General features: G+C 72.7%; 17 protein-coding genes. 7 read left to right on the top strand and 10 right to left on the bottom strand.

All coding sequences use genetic code 11. From position 1 onward, the window contains the following. Nucleotides 1-403: 403 nt before the first annotated feature. Nucleotides 404-817, top strand: coding sequence for a PPOX class F420-dependent oxidoreductase (locus ACLJT4_RS34030; protein WP_411128339.1), 414 nt, complete (start codon nucleotides 404-406; stop codon nucleotides 815-817). 33 nt (nucleotides 818-850) lie between these two features. Here the strand turns inward: ACLJT4_RS34030 and ACLJT4_RS34025 are convergent, their stop codons facing one another. After that, nucleotides 851-1,906: a hypothetical protein gene (locus tag ACLJT4_RS34025; protein ID WP_411128337.1), complete on the bottom strand. Its 1,056-nt coding sequence runs from the start codon at nucleotides 1,904-1,906 to the stop codon at nucleotides 851-853. 99 nt (nucleotides 1,907-2,005) lie between these two features. Between ACLJT4_RS34025 and ACLJT4_RS34020 the strand changes: the two genes are divergently transcribed. Further along, nucleotides 2,006-2,677: a GDSL-type esterase/lipase family protein gene (locus tag ACLJT4_RS34020; RefSeq protein WP_411128382.1), complete on the top strand. Its 672-nt coding sequence runs from the start codon at nucleotides 2,006-2,008 to the stop codon at nucleotides 2,675-2,677. A gap of 42 nt (nucleotides 2,678-2,719) precedes the next feature. Continuing rightward, on the top strand, nucleotides 2,720-3,721 hold the full coding sequence (locus ACLJT4_RS34015; protein WP_411128335.1) for an aldo/keto reductase: 1,002 nt from the start codon (nucleotides 2,720-2,722) through the stop codon (nucleotides 3,719-3,721). Between the two features lie 207 nt (nucleotides 3,722-3,928). On the opposite strand, the gene thpR is transcribed toward ACLJT4_RS34015, so the two are convergent. The 3 genes from thpR to ACLJT4_RS34000 are packed head-to-tail and all read right to left on the bottom strand — an operon-like array spanning nucleotide 3,929 to nucleotide 6,493. Then, nucleotides 3,929-4,495, bottom strand: coding sequence for an RNA 2',3'-cyclic phosphodiesterase (gene thpR, locus ACLJT4_RS34010; RefSeq protein WP_411128333.1), 567 nt, complete (start codon nucleotides 4,493-4,495; stop codon nucleotides 3,929-3,931). A gap of 44 nt (nucleotides 4,496-4,539) precedes the next feature. Continuing rightward, complete coding sequence (locus ACLJT4_RS34005) at nucleotides 4,540-6,027, bottom strand: MFS transporter (RefSeq protein ID WP_411128331.1); 1,488 nt, start codon at nucleotides 6,025-6,027, stop codon at nucleotides 4,540-4,542. 28 nt (nucleotides 6,028-6,055) lie between these two features. Next, nucleotides 6,056-6,493 carry a MarR family winged helix-turn-helix transcriptional regulator gene (locus ACLJT4_RS34000; protein WP_016572425.1) on the bottom strand — a complete coding sequence of 146 codons (438 nt, stop codon included), beginning with the start codon at nucleotides 6,491-6,493 and terminating at the stop codon, nucleotides 6,056-6,058. A gap of 141 nt (nucleotides 6,494-6,634) precedes the next feature. Between ACLJT4_RS34000 and ACLJT4_RS33995 the strand changes: the two genes are divergently transcribed. Then, nucleotides 6,635-6,835, top strand: a complete 201-nt coding sequence (locus ACLJT4_RS33995) for a hypothetical protein (protein WP_275463410.1) — start codon at nucleotides 6,635-6,637, stop codon at nucleotides 6,833-6,835. Between the two features lie 21 nt (nucleotides 6,836-6,856). On the opposite strand, the gene ACLJT4_RS33990 is transcribed toward ACLJT4_RS33995, so the two are convergent. After that, a complete protein-coding gene (locus ACLJT4_RS33990) occupies nucleotides 6,857-8,329 on the bottom strand; it encodes an NCS2 family permease (RefSeq protein ID WP_411128328.1) in 1,473 nt (490 codons plus the stop codon). 271 nt (nucleotides 8,330-8,600) lie between these two features. On the opposite strand from ACLJT4_RS33990, the gene ACLJT4_RS33985 reads away from it, so the two are divergent. The 3 genes from ACLJT4_RS33985 to ACLJT4_RS33975 all read left to right on the top strand — a co-directional run bounded on the left by ACLJT4_RS33985 (nucleotide 8,601) and on the right by ACLJT4_RS33975 (nucleotide 12,941). Next, nucleotides 8,601-8,882 carry a DUF2530 domain-containing protein gene (locus tag ACLJT4_RS33985; RefSeq protein WP_016572422.1) on the top strand — a complete coding sequence of 94 codons (282 nt, stop codon included), beginning with the start codon at nucleotides 8,601-8,603 and terminating at the stop codon, nucleotides 8,880-8,882. A gap of 178 nt (nucleotides 8,883-9,060) precedes the next feature. Further along, nucleotides 9,061-11,484 carry an HAD-IC family P-type ATPase gene (locus ACLJT4_RS33980; RefSeq protein WP_411128326.1) on the top strand — a complete coding sequence of 808 codons (2,424 nt, stop codon included), beginning with the start codon at nucleotides 9,061-9,063 and terminating at the stop codon, nucleotides 11,482-11,484. Between the two features lie 245 nt (nucleotides 11,485-11,729). Then, a complete protein-coding gene (locus tag ACLJT4_RS33975; protein WP_411128324.1) occupies nucleotides 11,730-12,941 on the top strand; it encodes a cytochrome P450 in 1,212 nt (403 codons plus the stop codon). Between the two features lie 106 nt (nucleotides 12,942-13,047). Here the strand turns inward: ACLJT4_RS33975 and ACLJT4_RS33970 are convergent, their stop codons facing one another. From ACLJT4_RS33970 to ACLJT4_RS33950, 5 genes are read right to left on the bottom strand one after another with little or no spacing between them, the layout of a single operon-like run. Further along, nucleotides 13,048-14,346: a cytochrome P450 gene (locus ACLJT4_RS33970; protein WP_411128322.1), complete on the bottom strand. Its 1,299-nt coding sequence runs from the start codon at nucleotides 14,344-14,346 to the stop codon at nucleotides 13,048-13,050. Then, nucleotides 14,343-14,999 (bottom strand): GTP-binding protein, encoded by a 657-nt coding sequence (locus tag ACLJT4_RS33965; protein WP_411128320.1) that lies wholly within the window; start codon nucleotides 14,997-14,999, stop codon nucleotides 14,343-14,345. Before ACLJT4_RS33965 ends, ACLJT4_RS33970 begins: the two co-directional genes overlap by 4 nt. Further along, entirely contained in the window at nucleotides 14,980-15,336 is a 357-nt protein-coding gene (locus tag ACLJT4_RS33960; protein WP_038521057.1) for a DUF742 domain-containing protein, read from the bottom strand. The genes ACLJT4_RS33965 and ACLJT4_RS33960 overlap by 20 nt, the downstream gene beginning before the upstream one ends. Beyond that, nucleotides 15,333-15,746, bottom strand: a complete 414-nt coding sequence (locus tag ACLJT4_RS33955) for a roadblock/LC7 domain-containing protein (protein WP_016572416.1) — start codon at nucleotides 15,744-15,746, stop codon at nucleotides 15,333-15,335. The genes ACLJT4_RS33960 and ACLJT4_RS33955 overlap by 4 nt, the downstream gene beginning before the upstream one ends. Then, on the bottom strand, nucleotides 15,743-17,335 hold the full coding sequence (locus tag ACLJT4_RS33950) for an ATP-binding protein (protein ID WP_411128318.1): 1,593 nt from the start codon (nucleotides 17,333-17,335) through the stop codon (nucleotides 15,743-15,745). Before ACLJT4_RS33950 ends, ACLJT4_RS33955 begins: the two co-directional genes overlap by 4 nt. Nucleotides 17,336-17,363 lie beyond the last annotated feature (28 nt).

Below are 17,363 nucleotides of genomic sequence, written 5' to 3'. Positions count from 1 at the left end.
CGGGTCGGCTAGGACCGCGCGAACGAAGGGCGGGAAGAGCAGGGTCAGGGTGACCCGCCGTGCCGCCGGAGCTGCACCTCCTCGTCCGGATCGTGCTCCGCCTCGTCGTCGTGCACCGGGCCCCCGTGAACATCCGCATCCCTCCTGCTGCCAACGTAACTCCCCCCACTGACAACGCCGTTGGTTGGCGGGCCGGCGGCCATCGGGGAGCGGGAGGTCAGCGGCTCGGACGCCGGGAGCGGCGCACCGCCCGCGCCCCGTCCGAGTCCCCCGGCGGTCGTCGCCGACCGCGCGCCCCACGGCGGCGAACGCGCCCCCGAACGGACGCACCACGACCGGCCGCCACACCGGACGCACCGCGACGAGACGTGACGAAACGGTCCGAATGTGCCTCCATGGAGGGATGCGGACCCCTCCCAGCCCCGGCCTCGCCCCCTTCGAGCGCCAGGGAACGATCCTGCTGACCACCTACAAGAGGGACGGCACCGGCGTCGGCACCCCGGTCAACCTCGCGGTGGACGGCGACCACGCCTACTTCCGCACCTTCGGCAGCGCCTGGAAGGTCAAGCGGATGCGCAACTTCCCCGAGGTGGAGTTCTGCGCCTCGACCTGGCGCGGCAAGCCCACCGGGCCCACCGTCCGCGCCCGGGTCCGGCTGCTGGACCCGGCCACCCGCGAGTACCGGCGCGCCGAGCGGTCGTTGACCCGCAAGTACCCGCTGATCCACGGGCTGGTGGCACCGCTCGTGCACCGGCTGCGGCGGGAGCCCACGCTCCACTACGAGCTGCGGCTGATCGAGGACGGCCCCCAGCCGTAGCGGGGACGGCCCGGACCGGGCCGTCCGCGACCGCTACCGGCGCCCCCGCCGCAGCAGGCTCCGGACCCCCAGCACCAGCGCCGTCGCCCCCGCCAGCACCAGCGCCCCCTTGCCGTAGCTGGGCGCCCCGCCGGACGACGCCCCCGGCCGGCCGTCCGCAGCGCCGTCGCCCGACGTCCCGCCGTCCGCCGCGTCGTCGTCCCGCCGCGCCGCGTCCGGGAGCTGGTCCCCGCTGAGCGCCACCGGCTCGACCTGGCTGTCGCGCCCCTCCGACCCGTACATCAGCGTGCGGCCGTCGGGGGTGAAGGTGACCGACTCGCCCTGCCGTTGGAGCGGCACGGCCACCGGGCCGAGGGACTCGGGGCGGCCGTCGCGCCAGCGGTACGCCTGCGCCCCGAAGTAGCCGCGCAGCACCAACCGGCTGCCGTCCGGGGAGAACGCGCCGTCGGTCACCCACAGGTCGATCGGGGCGACCTTGCGGAAGGTGTTGCTCCCGGAGGCGGACAGCCGGGCCGGGCCCTCGTAGAGCGCGGCCCCGCCGCCCTGCTTCTTGCTCGCGAGGTAGACCCGGCCGGTCTTCGGGTGCACCATCAACGCCTCGGCGTCCCGCGGCCCGTCGGCGTAGCGGACGGTGAACTGCTCGGCGGTGACGGTGGTGTCGCGCAGTTGCGCGGGCTCGGGGAAGCGGTAGATCCAGACGTGGTCCCAGCTCCCCCCGAGGTTGTCGCCGATGTCGCCGACGTAGATCCGCCCGTCCGGGCCGACCGATATCGCCTCGACGTCGCGCGGCGCCCCGATGCCGCGCAGGGTGACGGTGGCGACCGTGCGGCCGGTGGCCGCGTCGACGGCGTAGACGTAGGGGCCGTCGTCGCTGTCGTTGTGGGTCCAGTAGACGCCGGGGTGGGCGCGGCTGGCGGCCAGGCCGCTGGACTCGGTGATCCGGGGGTCGGTGAGCGTGAAGGCGTCCGGCTCCGCGGCGGCGGCCGGCCCGCCGGCCGCCGCCAGCAGGGCGAGCGCCCCGGCCGCCACCCCCGTCGCGTACGGGAGCGGACGGCGGGGGCTCCTGGGGCGACGCGCGGCGGCACACATGGGGCACAGCCTGCCACGGCGCCGGCCTGCCCGGGGCCGCGTGGCCAGCGTCACGTACCCGCAAGTAGCGCCGTCGGTCATCATGGCCGGATGAGGATCATGTGCGTCGGGGACTCCATGACGATCGGCAGCTCCGGCGACCACACGTGGCGCTACCGGATGTGGCAGCACCTCAACGCGACGTACCCCGGCCCGTACCGCATCGTGGGCCCGCGCCGCACGCTCCACGACCCGGCCACCGGCGAGGCGGACTCCTACGCCTACACCGACCCGGCGTTCCCCGAGAAGGCCCGCAACCACCTCGCCGGCTGGGGCGAGGGCTGGCTGCACATGGCGCCGCTGATCGAGGACGCGGTGCGGGAGCACCGGGCCGACACCCTGCTGGTCTCGCTGGGCCTGATCGACCTCGGCTTCTACAGCGACCCGGAGCAGACCGCGCAGAACGTGCGGCTCTTCGTGGACCGGGCGCGGGCCGCCCGGCCGCACGTCCGGGCGGTGGTGATGCCGGTGATACCCAACGTGCGGGCGCTGGTGGACCCGGACTTCGACGCCCAGTGCACGCGCTTCAACGAACTGCTGGCGAAGGCGGTGGCCGACCTGTCCACCCCCGGCTCGCCCCTGCTGCTGGCCTCCGTACCGGAGCGCTGGGACGTCGATCGGTCCACCTACGACGGCACCCACCCGTCGGAGCTGGGCGAGCACCAGATGGCCGGCGCGTTCGCCGACGCGATGCACCAGGCGTGGGACGTCGGCGGCCCCTACACCGCCTGACCCCTTGCTTCGAGCGGACTCCAGGGGCTTGGCTGGACAACCATGAAGTACACGCAGCTGGGACGCACCGGACTCAAGGTCAGCCGCATCGTCCTCGGGACGATGAACTTCGGGCCGCAGACCGACGAGGCGGACAGCCACCACATCATGGACGCCGCGCTGGACGCGGGCGTCAACTTCTTCGACACCGCCAACGCCTACGGCTGGGGCGCGAACAAGGGCCGCACCGAGGAGATCATCGGCTCGTGGTTCGCCCGCGGCGGCGACCGGCGGGACAAGACCGTGCTGGCCACCAAGGCGTACGCCAACATGGGCCCGGACGGCGAGCCGGTCTGGCCCAACCACGACAAGCTCTCCGCGCTCAACATCCGGCGGTCGGTGGACGCCAGCCTGGCGCGCCTGGGCACCGACCACATCGACCTGTTCCAGTTCCACCACGTCGACCGGGCCACGCCCTGGGACGAGATCTGGCAGGCCGTCGACGTCCTGGTCCAGCAGGGCAAGATCCTCTACGTCGGCTCCTCCAACCACGCCGGCTGGCACCTCGCCCGGGCGAACGAGACCGCCGCCCGCCGGGGCTCGTTGGGCCTGGTCAGCGAGCAGTGCCTGTACAACCTCGCGGAGCGGCGCGCCGAGATGGAGGTCATCCCGGCGGCCCGCGAGTACGGCATGGGCGTGATCCCCTGGTCACCGCTGCACGGCGGACTGCTGGGCGGGGTGCTGCGCAAGGAACAGGAAGGCACCGGCGCGGCCCGCTCGACCTCCGGCCGCTCCGCCGACTCCCTGGCCAACTCGACGATCCGGGCGCAGATCCAGTCCTACGAGGACCTGGTCGACGCGCACGGCCTGGCGCCGGGCGAGGTGGCACTGGCGTGGCTGCTCAGCCGGCCGGGGGTGACCGGCCCGATCGTCGGTCCGCGCACCGCCGACCAGCTCGCCTCGGCGCTGCGCGCGGTGGAGCTGGAGCTGTCCGCGGAGCTGCTGGCGGGCCTGGACGAGGTCTTCCCGGGGCCGGGGCCGTCCCCGGAGGCGTTCGCCTGGTGAGCCGGCCGCCCGGCCACCCGGGCTGCCGACGGCGCGCCGCGGCGGGGTCAGCGCAGCGCCGCCGCCACGATGACGACGATCAGCAGCACGGCGAGCAGACCGGACATGATCCGGTTACGGGTCTTGGGATCCACCCTTTGAGCCTAACCGGGGCGGAACCGCGCCCTGCGCCGACCCGGTCCGTTCGCCGTCCGGGCCGCTCCCGGCTCAGCCGCCCAGCGGCCAGCGCGCCACCGGCTCGTAGTGCGGCTGACTGCCGGGGACGCCGGGCGCCGGCGGGTGGCTGCGCATCAAAGCGATCTCCTCGACCCTCCAGACGCCGCTCGCGAAGTCGGCCAGGGCCGCGGTGTACGGGACGAGGTCGAGGCGGCCGGAGCGGTTCCGGGCGAGGGTGAGGTGCGGGGTGTACGGGCGGTGCTCGCCCATCCGCAGGCCCGCCCGGCGGCCGGCCGCCTCGGCCGCGTCCGCGAGGTGGCGCATGGCGGGCCGGTCGCCGTCCGCGCCGGCCCACACCACCCGGTCCCCGAACCGGCCGCCGCCGGCGATCCGCAGCTCGTAGGGGGCGTGCCGGCGGGCTGCGCGGCCGAGGCGTTCGTGCAGTTCGTCGAGGACGTCCGCGGGCACCTCGCCGTAGAAGGCGAGGGTGAAGTGCCAGCCGTCGTGGCCGGTCCAGCGCAGCCGTTCGGCGTCCGGCAACTGCTTCAACCGGCCCACCTCCGCGGCCAGTTGGCCGAGGGAGTGGGCCGGCGGCAGCACGGCGGCGAAGAGTCTCATGGGGTCAGTGTTGCCCCGCGTGGGCCGCCGTGCCCGCCGAACGGCTACGCCGCCGGCGCCAGCTCCTTCTCCGTCGCCTCGCCGGACGCCCCGGCGGCGCCCCGACGCGGGACGAACGCCACATGCGGGTGTCCGCGCCGCAGGTCGACCTTGAGGCGGAGCCCGCCGGAGCGGGCCAGGACCAGGCCGACCAGGGCCGCGGCCGCCACGGAGATCGCCCCGCCGGCGAGGAAGCCGATCCGCGGGCCGTAGGTGTCGGTGACCCAGCCGAGCAGCGGCGCGCCCAGCGGTGTGCCGCCCATGAAGACCATCATGAACAGGCTCATCACCCGGCCGCGCATCGCCGGGTCGGTGGCCATCTGGACGCTGGAGTTGGCCGTGACGTTGATCGTCAGGCCGACCATGCCGATCGGGGCGAGCAGCGCCGCGAAGACCCAGAACCCGGGCGACAGGGCAGCGACGCACTCCAGCAGGCCGAAGACCAGCGCCGCCCCGACGAGCATCCGCAGCCGGGATCCGGACCGGCGGGCCGCGAGCAGCGCACCGATCAGCGAGCCGGCCGCCATCAGGCCGTTGAACAGCGCGTACGTGCCGGCCCCGGCGTGGAAGACCTTGTAGGTGAAGGCGGTCAGCCAGATCGGGAAGTTGAACCCGAAGGTCCCGATGAAGCCGACCAGGACGATGGGCCAGATCAGTTCGGGGTGCTGACGGACGTAGGCCAGGCCCTCCCGCAGCTGCCCCTTGCTCCGCGGGACCCGGTCCACCTTGTGGAGTTCGGCGGTCCGCATCATCAACAGACCGGTGAGCGGGGCGAGGAACGACAGGCCGTTGAAGAGGAACGCCCAGCCGCTGCCGAAGGCGGTGATCAGGACGCCGGCGACGGCCGGGCCGATCAGCCGGGCGGACTGGAAGTTGGCGGAGTTCAGGCTGACCGCGTTGCGCAGGTCGCGCTGGCCGACCATTTCGGAGACGAACGCCTGCCGGGCCGGGTTGTCGACGACCGTCACCAGGCCGAGGAGGAAGGCGCCCGCGTAGACGTGCCAGACCTGGACCTGGCCGCTGAGCGTGAGGCCGGCCAGCGCCAGGCCGGTCAGGCCCATCGCGGACTGGGTGCACAGCAGCAGCTTGCGCTTGGCGAAGCGGTCGGTGAGGACACCGCCGTAGAGGCCGAAGAGCAGCATCGGCAGGAACTGCAGCGCGGTGGTGATGCCGACCGCACCGGACGAGCCGGTGAGGCTGAGCACCAGCCAGTCCTGGGCGATGCGCTGCATCCAGGTGCCGGTGTTGGAGACCACCTGACCGGTGGCGAAGAGACGGTAGTTGCGGATGCGGAGGGAGCTGAACATGCCCGTGCGCGGTGTGGCGGCGGGGCCGGGGGTCGTGCCGGCCGTGGCAGTCCCGTCGGGGGTCGGGGCTGCGGCGTCACCGGGGGCCTCGGTGGGGCCCGGGGTGGTCGCGTTCGCGTCGTCGGTAACCGTGTCGTGGTGGGAGTTCGGTGCGGGGGCGGAGTGTGCTCCGGGTCCCGTACTCAAAGTGGGTTCGCCTCCTCGGGTCAGGGGTCTACAGCTGTGCGAGCTTCTCCAGGACGGGAGCGGCGTCCCGCACCTTGGCCCACTCGTCGTCGTCCAGCCCGGCGGCCAGTTCGGCGAGCCAGGCGTTGCGCTTGCGGCGGCTCTCTTCGAGCATCGCCTCGGCCTGTTCGGTCTGGGTGACCACTTTCTGGCGGCGGTCGTCGGGGTGTGCCTCCAGCCGGACCAGCCCCTTGGCCTCCAGCATCGCGACGATGCGGGTCATCGACGGGGGCTGCACGTGCTCCTTGCGGGCCAGCTCGCCGGGCGTGGCCCGGCCGCACCGGGCGAGGGTGCCGAGCACCGACATCTCGGTGGGGCTGAGCGACTCGTCGACGCGCTGGTGCTTCAGGCGGCGCGAGAGGCGCATCACGGCGGACCGCAGGGAATTCACGGCGTCAGCGTCGACGCCGTTGGACAGTTCCGGCATGGTCTTTAGCATAGCTCATTAGCCTTTCTAAGGAAAGCGGGGTGCCGGGGCCTGCGGCGGAGCACCGTGGGATCACCCATATGAGTGAGGACGTCGCGGAAAGCGACACACCTGACCGCACCGTGCGGGGACCGTGTCGGTATGGGATCGAGAGTGCTCAGCCTGCGCGTCGACGGGGAGCTGCTGGAGCGCCTTGGGCAGCATGCCGCAAAACGCGGAATGAGCGTCCAGGACTACGTGGTCCGGACGCTCATCCGCGAGGACTTCGATGAACGGTTGTCGAGCTCGGTCGACGCGACCGAGCGGCTGCACTGCTGGGGACCGGCGCCCCGCCCGTCGTGACGGGGCCCACCGGAGCACCGCCTACCTGACCCCGAGCACCTGCTCGATCGGGTTGAGCAGGAAGTAGACGAGGAAGCAGACCCCGACCGCGTTCAGCAGCCACGGGACCTCCTTGAAGCGGCCGGTCGCCGTCCGCAGCAGGATGAAGGCGAGCACGCCGATGCCGATGCCGTTGGTGATGCTGTAGGTGAACGGCATCGAGATCACCGTCAGGAACGCCGGGATCGCGACGGTGAAGTCGCTCCAGTCGATGTCCCGGACGTTCGAGGCCATGATCAGGAAGCCGACGACCAGCAGGGCGGGCGTGGCGGCCTGCGAGGGGACGACGGTGGCCAGCGGCGTGAAGATCAGCGACAGCAGGAACAGCCCACCGGTGACCAGGTTGGCCAGGCCGGTGCGGGCGCCCTCGCCGACGCCCGCGGTGGACTCCACGAAGCAGGTGTTGGCGGAGGCCGAACCGAAGCCGCCGGCGGCGACCGCGATGCCGTCCACCATCAGGATCCGCCCCATGTTGGGCAGGTTGCCGGTCTCGTTGTCCAGCAGCTCGGCCTCCTCGCCGACGCCGATGATGGTGCCCATCGCGTCGAAGAAGCCGGACAGCAGGACGGTGAAGACGAACAGGCAGCCGGTCAGCACGCCGACTTCCTTGAAGCCGCCGAAGAGACTGATCTGTCCGATGAGTCCGAAGTCGGGCGCGCCGACGATCCGGTCCGGGACGTTCGGGACGGCCAGCCCCCAGGACGCGTCCGGAATGGTCGCCACCGCGTTGATGACGATCGCGACGACGGCCATGGTGACCATCCCGATCAGGATCGCGCCCTTGGTCTTGCGGACCGTCAGCACGAACATCAGCGCCAGGCCGAGCACGAACACCAGCACCGGCCAGCCCTTGAGCTGACCGCCCTGGCCGAGACTGAGCGGCACGGTGGTGTGCGCGGCGTCCGGGTTGCGGCTGACGAAGCCCGCGTCGACCAGGCCGACCAGCGAGATGAACAGGCCGATGCCGATCGCGATGGCCCGCCGCAGCCCGTTGGGGATGGCGTCCATCACCCGCTGCCGCAGCCCGGAGGCGACCAGGATCATCAGCACCAGACCGGCGAGCACCACCATGCCCATCGCGTCCGGCCAGCTCATCTTGGGCGCGAGCTGGAGCGAGACCACCGCGTTGATGCCCAGGCCGGCCGCGATGGCGATCGGGACGTTGCCCATCACGCCCATCAGGACGGTGCCCAGACCGGCCATCAGGGCGGTGGCGGTGACCAGCTGCCCGTTGTCGAGGTGGTGGCCGTATTTGTCGACGCCGGCGCCGAGGATGATCGGGTTCAGCACGATGATGTAGGCCATCGCGAAGAACGTGGCGAGTCCGCCGCGCAGTTCGCGGCTGACGGTCGAGCCCCGCTCGGAGATCTTGAAGAAGCGGTCGAGTCCGTTCCTGGGCGGCTGGGGGCCAGGACTCTTCAGGGCGTCGACCGGCGTGGGGGTCGAGGGCGACATGCAGGACCTCAGTCGTACGGGCCGGAGCGGGCGCGAGGGCCCGAGGGCCGGACCACGCACGGACGGCGGGACAGCAACCAATGAACTGGAACAGTGTGGAGGGATCAGATTGGAGGAATCAACGATCCGAACCAGTCAGTTCCGGAAAGGTTCAGTATGAATAAACAATTCGTTGATCGCTATCTCCGCGCGTAGACCCGTGAACCGTTCCTCGCCCGCCGCCGTAAAGGGCCCGGACCGTCGCCCCGGCCGGCCCCGTAAGCTGAGCCCCATGTGGAAGAAGTCCGAACTGCGCGCGGCCCCGGCGCCCCTCGAAGGTCCCGTCGTCGGCACGATCACCGGCGGCACCGTCATCTGGTTCGTGCTCTTCCTCGCCCAGCTGCCCTTCTACGGCTGGTACGCCGACCACGGCCACGCCTGGTTCGTGTGGACCTGCCTGGCCGGCGGCGGGCTCGGCCTGCTGGGCGTCTGGTACGTGCGCAAGCGGGACGCCGCGATCAAGCGGGACGCCGCGGCCCGGCAGACGGCGACCGCCGCCGCGGACGGCGCCTGAGCGCGGACCGCCCCGCAGCCCCCTCCCCCTCCCGGCGCCCGCCCCTCGGGCCGCCGCCCCCCGTCACCGGACGCCGTCCGCGCGCCCAGGGTTGCCGCGTAACCGGACAGAACCCCGCACAGTACTTCTGTCGACCGCCAGCGGGTGAGACCGGCATTCCACCCGTAACGTCGAGGGCATGACGGACCCGGCGCAGACCGAAGTCGAGGAACCGGAGCCCGGCGACGGCCGGCCCGCCGGCGGAAACGGCCGGGAGGTGGCCCGGCGCGGGCTGACCACCGCCGAGGTCGCCGAACGCGTGGCCCGGGGCGAGGTCAACGACGTCCCGGTGCGGTCCTCGCGCTCCACGGCGGACATCGTCCGCAGCAACGTCTTCACCCGGTTCAACGCCATCATCGGCGTGCTCTTCGTGATCATCCTGATCGTCGGGCCGATCCAGGACGGCCTGTTCGGCTTCGTCATCCTCGCCAACACCGGCATCGGCATCTTCCAGGAGCTGCGCGCCAAGAAGACCCTGGACAGCCTGGCCCTGATCGGCGAGACCCGGCCGACCGTCCGCCGCGACGGGGCCGCGGTCCAGGTCCCCACCTCCGAGGTGGTCCTCGACGACGTCCTCGAACTCGGCCCCGGCGACAAGGCCATCGTCGACGGCGAGGTGCTGGAGAGCGACGGCCTGGAGATCGACGAGTCGCTGCTGACCGGCGAGGCGGACCCGGTCGTGAAGAAGCCCGGCGACCCGGTGATGTCCGGCAGTTTCGTGGTCGCCGGCAACGGCGCGTTCACCGCGACCAAGGTGGGCCGGGCCGCCTACGCGGCGCAGCTCGCCGAGGAGGCCAGCCGGTTCACCCTGGTCCACTCCGAACTGCGCACCGGCATCAGCCAGATCCTCAAGTACGTGACCTGGATGATGGTCCCGACCGCGCTGGGGCTGATCCTCAGCCACCTGCTGACGCTGGGCCTGCCGGCCGACGCCGCGATCCGGCGGATGGTCGCCGGGATCGTGCCGATGATCCCCGAGGGACTGGTGCTGCTGACGTCGGTCGCGTTCGCCATCGGCGTCGTCCGGCTCGGCCGGAAGCAGTGCCTGGTGCAGGAGCTGCCGGCCATCGAGGGGCTGGCCCGGGTCGACGTGGTCTGCCTGGACAAGACCGGCACCCTCACCGAGGGCGGCATGGACGTCACCGCACTGCGCCCGCTGGCCGACCAGGACCCGGCCCGCGTCCGGCAGGTGCTCGGCGCCTTCGGCGCCTCCGACCCGCGCCCCAACGCCTCCCTGGCGGCCGTCGTCGACGCCTACCCGGCCCCCGACTCCTGGCGGTGCACCGGCACCCTGCCGTTCTCCTCCGCCCGCAAGTACAGCGGCGCGGCCTTCGACGAGCCCGACGGATCGGCCTCCGCCTGGCTGCTCGGCGCACCGGACGTGCTGCTGCCCGACGACGACCCGCTGCTGCCGGAGATCGACCGGCTCAACGCCGAGGGCCTGCGGGTGCTGCTGCTGGCCCGCGCCGCCCGGCCGCTGGACCACCCCGACGTCGCGCGCGAGGGGCAGCCGGCCGCGCTGGTCGTCCTGGAGCAGCGGCTGCGCCCGGACGCCCCCGACACCCTGCGCTACTTCGCCGAGCAGGGCGTCCAGGCCAAGGTGATCTCCGGTGACAACGCGGTGTCGGTGGGCGCGGTCGCCGGCAAGCTGGGGCTGGCCGGCGCGGACTCCCCCGTGGACGCCCGGCGGCTGCCGCACGACGACCCCGAGGCGCTGGCCCGGGCCCTGGAGGACGGCGCCGTCTTCGGCCGGGTCACGCCCCAGCAGAAGCGGGACATGGTCGGTGCGCTCCAGGCCCGCGGCCACCACGTCGCGATGACCGGCGACGGCGTCAACGACGTGCTGGCCCTCAAGGACGCCGACATCGGCGTCGCCATGGGCTCCGGCTCCGAGGCGACCCGGGCGGTGGCCCAGATCGTGCTGCTCAACAACAGCTTCGCGACGCTGCCGTCGGTGGTGGCCGAGGGCCGCCGGGTGATCGGCAACATCACCCGGGTCGCCACCCTCTTCCTCACCAAGACCGTCTACTCGGTGCTGCTGGCCGTCCTGGTGGCCTGCTGCCAGATCCCGTACCCGTACCTGCCCCGGCACCTGACGCTGCTGTCCACGCTGACCATCGGCGTGCCCGCCTTCTTCCTGGCGCTGGCGCCCAACAAGGAACGTGCGCGCCCCCACTTCGTACGGCGGGTGATGCGCTACGCCGTGCCCTCCGGCGTGATCACCGGTCTCGCGGCGTTCGCCACCTATCTGCTGGCCCGCGTCTACTACACCGGCCCGGACGCCTTGAGCGCGCAGACCAGCGCCGCGACCCTGACGCTCTTCCTCACCGCCCTGTACGTCCTGGCGATCATCGCCCGCCCGTACACCTGGTGGCGGATCGGGCTGGTCCTGCTCATGGGGTTGGGCTTCCTGGTCGTGCTGGTGACGCCGTGGCTCCAACGCTTCTTCGACCTGCGGCTGGTGGGGACGACGATGCCGTGGACGGCGGTGGCCATCGCGGCGGTGGCGGCGGTGCTGCTGGAGCTGGCCTGGCGGTGGGTGGGGCGCCGGTTCCCGGCGTGAGCGGCACCGGTCGGACCGACCCGGCCGGTGGGCGGCGCCCCGGCGCGGCGCGCGGATCGTCGTGGACCGGGTCCCGCTCCACCCCGCCCCTTCTCCTGACGGCTCCTGCCCGTTCTCCCGGCGTCGTCGAACCGTAGCGTCGGCGGTCTTGATAACGGCCCGCTCCAGCAACGATCTTGGGAGGGACGGACGGCCCGCGCTCGCCGCGGCCCCGTACCGCATCCCGACCGAGGAGAGCAGTGCCCGTGAACCGAGAAGCACCGGACATCCTGTCGCCGGAGTTCGCCGCGGATCCGTATTCCGCCTACCGCGTGCTGCGTGACGACTTCCCCCTGCTGCATCACGAGGCCACCCAGAGCTACGTCATCTCGCGGCACGAGGACATCGAACGGGCCTTCAAGGACCCGGTGTTCACCACGGACAACTACGACTGGCAGCTGGAGCCGGTGCACGGCCGGACCATCTTGCAGATGAGCGGCCGGGAGCACGCGGTGCGGCGGGCCCTGGTCGCCCCGGCCTTCCGCGGCAACACCCTGGAGCAGTCCTTCCTGCCCGTGATCGAGCGCAACGCGCGGGAGTTGATCGACGCGTTCCGCGGGACCGGCAGCGCGGACCTGGTGGCCGACTTCGCCACCCGCTTCCCGGTCAACGTCATCGCCGACATGCTGGGGCTGGACCGGGCCGACCACGACCGCTTCCACCGCTGGTACACCGCGATCATCGGTTTCCTCGGCAACCTCGCCCAGGACCCCGACGTCACCGAGGCCGGGCTGCGCACCCGGGACGAATTCGCCGCCTACCTGCTGCCGATCATCCGCGAACGCCGCACCGCCCCAGGCGACGACCTGCTCTCCACGCTCTGCGCCGCGGAGATCGACGGCACCCGGATGAGCGACGAGGACATCAAGGCGTTCTGCAGCCTGTTACTGACGGCCGGCGGCGAGACCACCGACAAGGCCATCTCCAGCCTGGTGCACAACCTGCTGCGTCACCCGGAGCAGTTGGCCGCGGTCCGCGCGGACCACGCGCTGATCCCGCGGGCGTTCGCGGAGACGCTGCGCCACACCCCACCGGTGCACATGATCATGCGGCAGGCCGCCGAGGACGTCACCATCGGCGGCGGCCTGGTACCCAAGGGCGCCACCCTCACCTGCCTGATCGGGGCGGCCGGCCGCGACGAACGGCGCTACGCCGACCCGGACGTGTTCGACATCCACCGCACCGACCTGTCCGCCACCACGGCGTTCTCGGCCGCCGCGGACCATCTCGCGTTCGCGCTCGGGCGGCACTTCTGCGTCGGCGCGCTGCTGGCCAAGGCCGAAGTGGAGGTGGGCGTGGGTCAGTTGCTGGACGCCCTGCCGGACCTGACGCTGGCACCGGGCGCGCACCCCCGGGAGCAGGGGGTCTACACCCGTGGCCTGACCGCGCTGCCGGTGCGGTTCACCCCGGCCGGTTAGCGGCGTGCGTGCGGCGGGTCACGTTTCACGTGAAACGTGACCCGCCGCACGGGAGTTGCCGACGCCTCACACGAACCCGGCCGCACCACAGCGGAGTTGGGGACCGTCAGCTGCGCGGTGCGGGTGCCGTCCCCATCGCGGGAATCGGGGTGTAGGCGGGCGTGAACTCCACCGGCAGGCTGACCAGTCCGCGCATCCACAGCGACGGGTGCCACACCAGGTCCTCGGTCGGCACCGCCAGCATCACGTCCGGCAGCCGGTCGAGCAGCACCTCCACCGCGGCCTTGGCGATCACCTCGGCGATCTCCGGGGCGGGGTAGGGGCAGGAGTGCTCGCCGTGGCTGAAGGACATGTGGGCCTGGTTGCCGTCGGAGCCGGCGTCGCTGAAGTCCGGCCGCACCTGTGGGTCGGTGTTGGCGGCGGCCAGGCCGAGGATCACCAGGTCCCCGGCGCGGATCCGGCGCCCGCCGAGCTGGGTGTCGCGGACCGCCCAGCGCCCGATGAAGTTCTGCGTCGGGGTGTCGTGCCAGAGCACCTCGTTGAGCGCCTGGCCGACGCTGCGCCGGCCGCCGGAGAGGCTGAGCGCGAACCGGTCGTCGGTCAGCATCAGCCGCAGGGTGTTGCCGATCCAGTTGGCGGTCGGCTGCTGGGCGGCGGCCATCACCACCAGCAGGTCGATCACCACCTCCCCCTCGGCCAACCCGGCCGGATGCGCGAGCAGTCGGGACGGCACGTCGGCGCCGGGCGCGGACCGCTTGGCCTTGACCAGGCGCTGCATCCGCTCGGCGACCCGCTGGTGCGCGGCGATCGCGCCCTCGTCCTCGTTGAGCGACGCGGCGATGTCGGCGGCGAGTTCGGGCACCTCGGTGTGCGGGAAGCCGAACAGCTCCGCGATGACCAGCAGCGGCAGCCGGGCGGCGTAGCGGGCCATCAGGTCCGCCTCGCCGGAGCCGGCGAACGCGTCGATCAGCCCGTCCGCCAGCCGCTCGCAGATCTGCCGCAGCTCGAACTGGTCGATCGCGGTGAGCGCGTCGCTGATCGCCCCCGCCCGGCGGCGGTGCTCGGGGCCCTCGGCGAACATCACCGACGGCTGGTGGCCGACGAACGGCAGCAGCGGCCAGTCCGCGGGGATCTGGTCCCAGGCGTGCCAGCGGCGGGAGTCCCGGGCGAACAGCTCCGGGTTGCTGGTGACCTGGTGCAGCTCGCGGTAGCCGAGCACGAACCAGCCCGGGACGTCGCCGTCCAGGAGGATCGGCGCGACCGTCCCGTGCCGGGCGCGCATCTCGCGGTAGAGCCGCGCCGGGTCGCCGCTGAGGCCGGCGCCGTAGAGCGGCACGGCGTCCGTGCCGGAGGCGCCGGCGCTCAGCGGGCAGCCGCCGGTGGTGGAGTGCTGCGGGTCGTTCACGGTGCGGTCTCCGCGGTTTCCTGAACGGGTACGGCGTCCTGGGTGGACAGGGCGTAGAGGTGGTCGACCAGCGCGATCAGCACGGCCTTGCTGGACTCCCGGTCGCGGGCGTCGCAGGCGATCAGCGGCACGTCCTCGGAGAGGTCCAGCGCGTCGCGGATCTGCTGGAGGGTGTGCCGGTCCCCGCCGAAGTCGTTGTGCGCGACGATGAACGGCATCCCGTGCGCCTCCAGCCGGTCGATGGCGTACCAGGAGTCGTCCAGCCGGCGGGTGTCGACGAGCACCACCGCGCCCAGCGTGCCGGAGAACAGCCGGTCCCACAGGAACCAGAAGCGTTCCTGCCCGGGCGCACCGAACAGGTACAGCACCGCACTGTCGTTGACGGTGATCCGGCCGAAGTCGAAGGCGACGGTGGTGGTCGTCTTGCCCTCGACGCCACGCGGGTCGTCGACGCCGACCCCCGCCCGGGTCATCGTCTCCTCGGTGTTCAGCGGTCGGATCTCGCTCACCGAGCGGACGATGGTGGTCTTGCCGACGCCGAAGCCACCGACGATGACGATCTTCAGGCCGTTGTCGGCGGTGGCGCGCAGCGGCACACGGTCGGCGTCGGTCGCTCCGTCCGGGTGCGCGGGCTCAGAGGCGGTGGAGTGCATCGAGCACCTCCTTCAGCAGGTCGGCATCGGGTAGTTGGGCGGTGGCGGGGACCCGCGGGTGGCGGGCGGTGACCTGGCCGCGGTCCAGCAGGTCGGACAGCAGGATCCGGACCACGCTGACCGGCATCCGCAGCTCCGCCGAGATCTCGACCACGGCCGTCGGGCGGCGGCACGTGGTCAGGATCCGGGCGTGCTCGGACTGCATGCCCGCGCTCGGGTCGGACTCGCTGACGATGAGGGTGACCAGGTCGAGCGCGTGGTCGTCGGCGGACCGGCTGCGGCCGCCGGTGACGGTGTAGAGCCGGTCCGGATCGTCGTCAGGACCGAGCCGCTTCATGCCGTCGGCCCGCCCTCGCCGCGCGGAGCGGCCTGGAGGTACTCGCCGATCTGCTCCACCAGTTCGTTCATGTTGAAGCCGATCAGGCCGACGTCGGCGTCCTCGACGGCGATCAGGGCCAGGTGGGCGCCGTTGCCGGCCTCGACGATGAACAGCAGTCCGCCGTGGAACTCCGTCATCGCCTGCCGCACGCCGCCGGTGCCGTCCCCGAACTCCACGGACGCGCCGTGCGACAGGCTCTGGATCCCGGAGGCGATCGCGGCGAGCTGGTCGGCCTGGTCGACGGTCAGGTCCTTGGAGTGGCAGAGCTTGAGCCCGTCCCGCGACAGGACCAGGGCGTGCCGGGCCCCCGGGGTCTTCTGGAGGAGGTTCTCCAGCATCCAGTCGAGGCTGTGGTCAGTGGTGTTCATCGGGTCTCGTCCTCCGGGCGTGCTGGCGAGGGGGCTGGGGGTGACGCGGGCGTGCCGCTCGTTCGGGGGCCGTCGGCACCGTCCGGGGCGGGATTGCCCTGGACGGCCTGACGGAAGGCGCGGAACCGGGCCGCCGACTCCGCACGGGAACGCGCGGGCCGCGCGTCGTCGCGCACCGGTTCCGTCCCCATGGGGGCGGCGGCCAGGGTCTGGCCACGACGGCGCTTGGGGAGCCCGCTCTCGCCGAACTCGGGCGCCGGGGCGGCGTCCGCTCCGGTCCCGCCGCCGCTGCGGGCGGTGCGTCGCGGCAGCGGCGCCGGGGCGTCGGCCGGCGTCCCGGACCGGTCCGCCGCCCCGGGCGTCTCCCGGGGCGTCTGCCGCGGCTGCGGACGGGCCGCGGGCAGTTCCTCGGGCGCGGCTTCGGGGGTGCGTCGGGGGGCCGGTACGACGGGCCGCGGCGCGCCCGCGATCGGGGCGGCGACCGGCTGTTCGGCCGCAGACCGGGTCTCGGTGACCAGCTGCTGCGGGATGAGGACGACCACGCCCGTGCCGCCGCGCGCCGACGGCCGGAAGGAGACGTTCAGCCCGTGCTTGCGGGCCAGGCAGCCGACCACGGCGAGCCCCAGTCGCGTCCCGGACAGCGACATCAGGTCCAGGGTGTCCGCGGACACCGTCTCCTGGGCGCGCTGCAACGCGGCCTCGCCCATCACCAGCCCGCTGTCCTCGACGCTCACCACCACGCCGGCCTGCGCCTCCTCGACGTAGACGTGGACCGGCGAGGACGGCGGGGAGAACGAGGCGGCGTTGTCCATGATCTCGGCGAGCGCGTGCATGATGCCCTCGGCCGCGTGGCCGGCGATCGCGATGTCGCTGCTGCTGTGCAGCTGGATCCGGCGGTAGGCGCTGATCCGCCCCATGGCGCCGCGCAGGATGCTCTCCATGGCGATCGGCTTGTTCCACCGGCGTCCGGAGCGGGCACCGGTCAGCACCGCGATGCTGTCCGCCAGCCGCCCGGCCTGCGCCGTCGTGTGGTCCAGCTTCAGCAGGTCGCCCAGCACCTCCTCGCCGTGCCGGTTCTCCATCTCGCGCAGGTCGGCGAGCATCCCGGTGGCGAGCGCCTGCACCCGGCCGGCGGCGTTGGCGCACGCGGACATCGCCGCGGCCCGCATCCGTTCGCCGCGCCCGACCTCCTCGGCCAGCGTGCGCACGATCCGCTGGTGTGCGGCGATCGCCGGCAGGTCGGTGCGGCCCAGCGCGGTGTCCACCGAGGCCCCGTCGCGCAGCTGCGCGACCAGTGCCGGCATCGTGACGTTCGCCAGCCGCTCGGCCTCGGTCTTGATGGTGCCGATCCGCTCCCGGTAGTGCCGGGCCAGCCGTTCCTGGTAGACCGCGGTCGCCACGGCGGCGCTCAGCAGCACCGCGCAGGTCCCCCCGGACCAGGCGAGCGGCGTGCGCACGGACTCCGGGACGAGCAGGACCGCCCCGAGGCACAGCGCGCCGGTCACCACGAGGACGACCGCCAGCGTGCGCAGTGCGGCGCCCAGCGGCGTGGGCGCTGCCCCGGGGCGGGAGGGTATCCGTGCTGGCATCAAACAGGTCCTCGTGAGCGGCGGGACG

The sequence above is a fragment of the Streptomyces sp. x-19 genome, assembly GCF_046549115.1.
In the GTDB taxonomy this organism is placed as follows: Bacteria; Actinomycetota; Actinomycetes; order Streptomycetales; family Streptomycetaceae; genus Streptomyces; species Streptomyces albulus_C.
The sequence above is the reverse complement of the archived record's forward strand: the minus strand, read 5'-3'. Positions and strand labels throughout refer to the sequence as shown.

Coding starts and splice junctions, on each gene's coding strand:
- ACLJT4_RS33990 (WP_411128328.1), bottom strand. CDS start 8,329: ATGTCGCCCTCGACCCCCACGCCGGTCGACGCCCTGAAGAGTCCTGGC.
- ACLJT4_RS34015 (WP_411128335.1), top strand. CDS start 2,720: ATGAAGTACACGCAGCTGGGACGCACCGGACTCAAGGTCAGCCGCATC.
- ACLJT4_RS33960 (WP_038521057.1), bottom strand. CDS start 15,336: ATGAAGCGGCTCGGTCCTGACGACGATCCGGACCGGCTCTACACCGTC.
- ACLJT4_RS33950 (WP_411128318.1), bottom strand. CDS start 17,335: ATGCCAGCACGGATACCCTCCCGCCCCGGGGCAGCGCCCACGCCGCTG.
- ACLJT4_RS33965 (WP_411128320.1), bottom strand. CDS start 14,999: ATGCACTCCACCGCCTCTGAGCCCGCGCACCCGGACGGAGCGACCGAC.
- ACLJT4_RS34000 (WP_016572425.1), bottom strand. CDS start 6,493: ATGCCGGAACTGTCCAACGGCGTCGACGCTGACGCCGTGAATTCCCTG.
- ACLJT4_RS33985 (WP_016572422.1), top strand. CDS start 8,601: ATGTGGAAGAAGTCCGAACTGCGCGCGGCCCCGGCGCCCCTCGAAGGT.
- ACLJT4_RS34030 (WP_411128339.1), top strand. CDS start 404: ATGCGGACCCCTCCCAGCCCCGGCCTCGCCCCCTTCGAGCGCCAGGGA.
- ACLJT4_RS34025 (WP_411128337.1), bottom strand. CDS start 1,906: ATGTGTGCCGCCGCGCGTCGCCCCAGGAGCCCCCGCCGTCCGCTCCCG.
- ACLJT4_RS33980 (WP_411128326.1), top strand. CDS start 9,061: ATGACGGACCCGGCGCAGACCGAAGTCGAGGAACCGGAGCCCGGCGAC.
- ACLJT4_RS34020 (WP_411128382.1), top strand. CDS start 2,006: ATGTGCGTCGGGGACTCCATGACGATCGGCAGCTCCGGCGACCACACG.
- ACLJT4_RS33995 (WP_275463410.1), top strand. CDS start 6,635: ATGGGATCGAGAGTGCTCAGCCTGCGCGTCGACGGGGAGCTGCTGGAG.
- ACLJT4_RS33955 (WP_016572416.1), bottom strand. CDS start 15,746: ATGAACACCACTGACCACAGCCTCGACTGGATGCTGGAGAACCTCCTC.
- thpR (WP_411128333.1), bottom strand. CDS start 4,495: ATGAGACTCTTCGCCGCCGTGCTGCCGCCGGCCCACTCCCTCGGCCAA.